This window comes from Streptomyces sp. NPDC104581 (genome assembly GCF_055583685.1).
Map to the genome: position 1 here is coordinate 38,609 of NZ_JBVJNN010000003.1, position 4,404 is coordinate 43,012.

Annotated in this window: 3 protein-coding genes; 2 read left to right on the top strand and 1 reads right to left on the bottom strand. The window is 72.0% G+C overall.

Annotation, left to right across the window (positions count from 1 at the left end):
* Positions 1–145 precede the first annotated feature (145 nt).
* Complete coding sequence (gene fahA, locus ACZ61E_RS03385; RefSeq protein ID WP_469697187.1) at positions 146–1,369, bottom strand: fumarylacetoacetase; 1,224 nt, start codon at positions 1,367–1,369, stop codon at positions 146–148.
* Positions 1,370–1,687: 318 nt separating this feature from the next.
* Here fahA and ACZ61E_RS03390 point away from each other — a divergent pair, with 318 nt between their 5' ends.
* Together ACZ61E_RS03390 and ACZ61E_RS03395 are read left to right on the top strand one after the other, a co-directional pair.
* The gene (locus tag ACZ61E_RS03390; RefSeq protein ID WP_469697189.1) at positions 1,688–2,698 is read left to right on the top strand and encodes a polyprenyl synthetase family protein; all 1,011 of its coding nucleotides are present in this window, start codon (positions 1,688–1,690) and stop codon (positions 2,696–2,698) included.
* Between the two features lie 273 nt (positions 2,699–2,971).
* Positions 2,972–4,261, top strand: coding sequence for a LolA family protein (locus tag ACZ61E_RS03395; protein ID WP_469697190.1), 1,290 nt, complete (start codon positions 2,972–2,974; stop codon positions 4,259–4,261).
* Positions 4,262–4,404: the final 143 nt, after the last annotated feature.

Here is a 4,404-nt window from a genome sequence, read left to right on the forward strand (position 1 = left end):
GGGCGCGACGCCCGGCACCACCTCCCCTTCGCTTTCCCCCTCCCCCCCCCCCCCCCCCACCCCCCCCCCCCCCCCCCCCCCCCTCTCCCCCCCCCCCCCCCCCCCCCCCCGGGCCCGCGGGGGCGGCGCGCCGCCCGGCGGGCCCTCACCCGGCGGTGATCCGGCCCGTCACCTCGCCGAGGCCCACCCGTGTGCCGTCCGGGCCCGGGGCCCAGGCGGTCATCGTGACCTCGTCGCCGTCCTCCAGGAACGTCCGCTTGCCGTCGGGCAGTTCGACGGGCTCCGTGCCGTTCCAGGTCAGCTCGATGAGGGAGCCGCGCTGGTGACGCTCGGGGCCGCTGACCGTGCCGGAGCCGTACAGGTCGCCCGTACGGAGCGAGGCGCCGTTCACCGTCATATGGGCGAGCTGCTGCGCCGCGGTCCAGTACATGCCCGCGAAGGGCGGCTCGGAGAGCACCTGACCGTTGAGGGAAACCGTGATCCGCAGGTCGAAGCCGCCGGGCAGCTCCTCGTCCGCGTCGTCGAGATACGGCAGCAAGGGGTGGGTACGGGGCGGGGGAGAGACCCGCGCGGCGTCCAGGGCCTCCAGGGGCGTCACCCAGGCCGACACGGAGGTGGCGAAGGACTTGCCGAGGAACGGGCCCAGCGGCACGTTCTCCCAGCCCTGGATGTCACGCGCCGACCAGTCGTTGAGCAGACAGAGCCCGAAGACGTGGTCGTCGAAGGCCGACAGTGCCACGGGGGTGCCCATCGCGGAGGGGACGCCCACGACGAAGCCGACCTCCGTCTCGATGTCGAGCTTCACCGAGGGGCCGAAGACCGGAGCGGGGTCCGCGGGTCCCTTGCGCTGCCCGGACGGGCGCACCACGTCCGTCCCCGAGACGACGACCGTGCCGGCGCGGCCGTGGTAACCGATCGGCAGATGCTTCCAGTTCGGTGTCAGGGGCTCGCCGTCGGGCCGGAAGATCCGGCCCAGGTTGGTGGCGTGGTGCTCGCTGGCGTAGAAGTCCACCCAGTCGGCGACCTCGTACGGGAGGTGCATCGTGACCGAACCGAGCGGGTGCAGCAGCGGCTCTATGTCCGCCCGGTGGGCGGGCACCGTGACCCAGGCGGTGAGCGCCCGGCGCACATCGCGCCAGGTCGTGCGTCCGGCGGCCATCAGCGGGTTGAGGCCGGGCCGGTCCAGCAGCGCGGCGTACGGGGAGCCCAGCGCGTGCGCGGCGGCTCCGGCGTCGAGCACATGGCCGCCGACGCGGACCCCGAGACGGCGCCGTTCGGGCTGGTCGGCCGTGGTGAAGACGCCGTACGGGAGGTTGTGCGGGCCGAAGGGATCGCCCTCGGCCAGTTCGAGCGGGCTCTGCTCGGGCATCGGTGCTGCCTCGCTTTCCGGATCGATGCTGGACACGTTACGTCGGTGGTGCCCCGTGACGGCAGTGATGAAAAGCGCGCAATGACCGAAAGGACCTGAGTACGGTGGGGTGTTGGGGGACCGTACCGGCGGTAGCCCGAACGGGCGCGAGGTGCGGACAAACGGGGTCACTTCCCGTCGTATTTACTGATCACGAACATACGGGTGGAGCCGGGAAGGCGCCCACGGTGATCGAAACCCGACCGGATACGCTGACTTGAATGACAGCAGCGACACATCGACAATCCATGTGATCGTCAGCAGACAGGAGTACCCCTCGTGACCGTCGTCGGGCCGTTCGGGTTGAGCGTGCGGGACCCGGCTCTTGAAGCCGATGTCCTGAACGGATTGTCGGCCGTGGAGGCGGGTCTCCTCGAAGCCACCAAGAGCGAGGTCCCCTTCATCACGGAAGCCGCGCAGCACCTGGTGCGCGCCGGCGGCAAGCGGTTCCGGCCGCTGGTCGTGATGCTGGCCGCCCAGTTCGGCGACCCGTACGCCCCCGGGATCGTGCCGGCGGCCGTCGTCGTCGAGCTGACCCATCTGGCGACGCTCTACCACGACGACGTGATGGACGAGGCGGACGTACGCCGGGGTGTGGACAGCGCCAACAGCCGCTGGGGCAACTCCGTCGCGGTCCTCACCGGCGACTTCCTCTTCGCCCGCGCCTCGCACATCCTGGCGGACCTCGGGCCGGAGGCCGTACGGATCCAGGCCGAGGCGTTCGAACGGCTGGTCACGGGCCAGATCCTGGAGACGGCCGGGCCGCGCGACGGGCGCGACCCCGTCAGCCACTACCTCGACGTGCTCGCCGGCAAGACCGGAGCACTGTTCGCCGTGTCGGGCCGCTTCGGCGCGCTGACGTCCGGCGCCGACGAGACGGTCACCGACATCCTCACCCAGTACGGCGAGCGGCTCGGTGTCGCCTTCCAGCTCGCCGACGACGTCCTGGACATCGCCAGCGACTCCCACGAGTCCGGCAAGACCCCCGGCACCGATCTGCGCGAGGGCATCCCCACGCTGCCGGTGCTGCTGCTGCGCGAACAGGCGCGGACGCACGGCCGTCCGGAGGACCTGGCGCTGGTCGAGCTGCTGGACGGCGACCTGACGGACGACGCCCGGCACGCGGAGGCGCTGGTCGGGCTGCGCGCCCACCCGGCGCTGGAGCAGGCACGGCGGGACACCGTCCGGTACGCCCAGGAGGCCCGTGCGGCGCTCACCCCGCTGCCCGAGTGCTACGCGAAGTCCGCGCTGCTGGAGCTCTGCGACGCGGTGGTCCACCGGGCGGGCTGAGTACGCCTGTTGACGCACCGTCCGGCGCTCGGTCACCCGACCGGGTCCGTGTCCCCGGCCTGTTGAACCCCCGTCCCCTACTGGATGGGGGAGGTGGCCGCTTCCCCTGTCATCCCGTAGCAGTACGTCAGGTTGCGCCCGCGGGTTGACGCTTCCCATTAGCCGATTTGGTCTTATGGAGAGCACCACCCCGGACCAATTCGAGTGAGAATGGCGGCAAGGGGTGGACGAGTGAAGAGGACGGAAGCCGCCGACCACGGAGGTAGGGCACACATGGCACCGAACGACAGCGCACAGATCACCGGCGGGAACGGCGATGCCGGGGAGCTCCCGGCGGGCAGGCGCAGAGCGGCGCGCTATGTGGTTCCGGTGGCGGTGGCCGGAGTGGCCGCGGCGACCATCGGCCTCGTCCCCGCGCTCGCCGCGGCGGGCGATCCCGACCTGCCCGGGATCAGCGCGCAGGAGCTGATCGAGAAGATCGCGGCGTCCGACACCGAGCAGCTGTCCGGCACGGTCAAGGTCAAGACGGACCTCGGCATCCCGGCCATCGGCGGCCTCGGCGGCGCCACCGCGGGGGCGTTCGCGCCGAAGGGCGGCCCCGAGGGCGGCGAGGAGGGCGGTTCGGCGGCCGAGCCGACCGGCAGGATGATGGAGCTGGCCTCCGGCGAGCACACCCTGCGGGTCGCCGCCGACGGACCCGACAAGCAGCGGGTGTCGATCCTCGACAGCGCCGCCGAGTACAGCCTGATCCACAACGGCGGCGAGGTGTGGGCGTACGACAGCGCGTCCAACGAGGCGTACCACGCCAAGGCGCCCGCCGGTGCGAAGGGTTCGGGCGAGGGCCCGGCCAAGGGCGGGGACGGCAAGGACGGGGACGGCAAGGACGGGGCCGCTCCCGAGAACCTGCCCGCCACGCCCCAGGACTTCGCGCGGGAGGCGCTGAAGGCCGCGGGCGACACCACCTCGGTCACCGTGGACGGCACGGCGCGGATCGCGGGCCGTGACGCCTACCAGCTGGTGATCAAGCCCAAGCAGGACGGCTCGACGGTCGGCTCGATCAAGGTCGCCGTCGACTCCGGGACCGGTACGCCGCTGAAATTCACCCTCCTGCCCAGCAGCGGCGGCAAAGCGGTGATCGACGTCGGCTTCACCAAGGTCGACTTCTCGAAGCCCGCCGCGTCCACGTTCGACTTCTCGCCTCCCAAGGGCGCGAAGGTGACGGAGGCCGACGAGTCGGGGGCCGGCGGCAGGGACGAGGCCCACAAGGCGCCCAAGGGCGCCGGGGGGCTCGGCTCCGAGCCGGACGTCATCGGTGAGGGCTGGACCTCGGTGGTCCGGTTCGACACGGGCGGCAAGGGCCCGGCCGGTGCCGTGTCCGAGGACGCGCCGGCCCAGGCGCGGCAGTTCATGGACGCGCTCGGCGACAAGGTCGAGGGGAAGTTCGGTTCGGGCACGGTCTTCAAGACGCGCCTGGTGAACGCCCTGATGACGGACGACGGCAAGGTCTACGTCGGCGCGGTCACCAAGGACGCGCTGGTGAAGGTCGCCGACGAGGCGAAGTAGCGCGAGCCGCGGGGGGGGAAGGGGAAAAGGGGGGGGGGAGACCAACACCACCCGCCCCCCCCCCCTCGCCCTCCCCCCGACGGGGGTGAGCGAGAGGCCCCCCACACCCCCACCACCCAGGCAGAAGGAAGAGCACGAGAAGG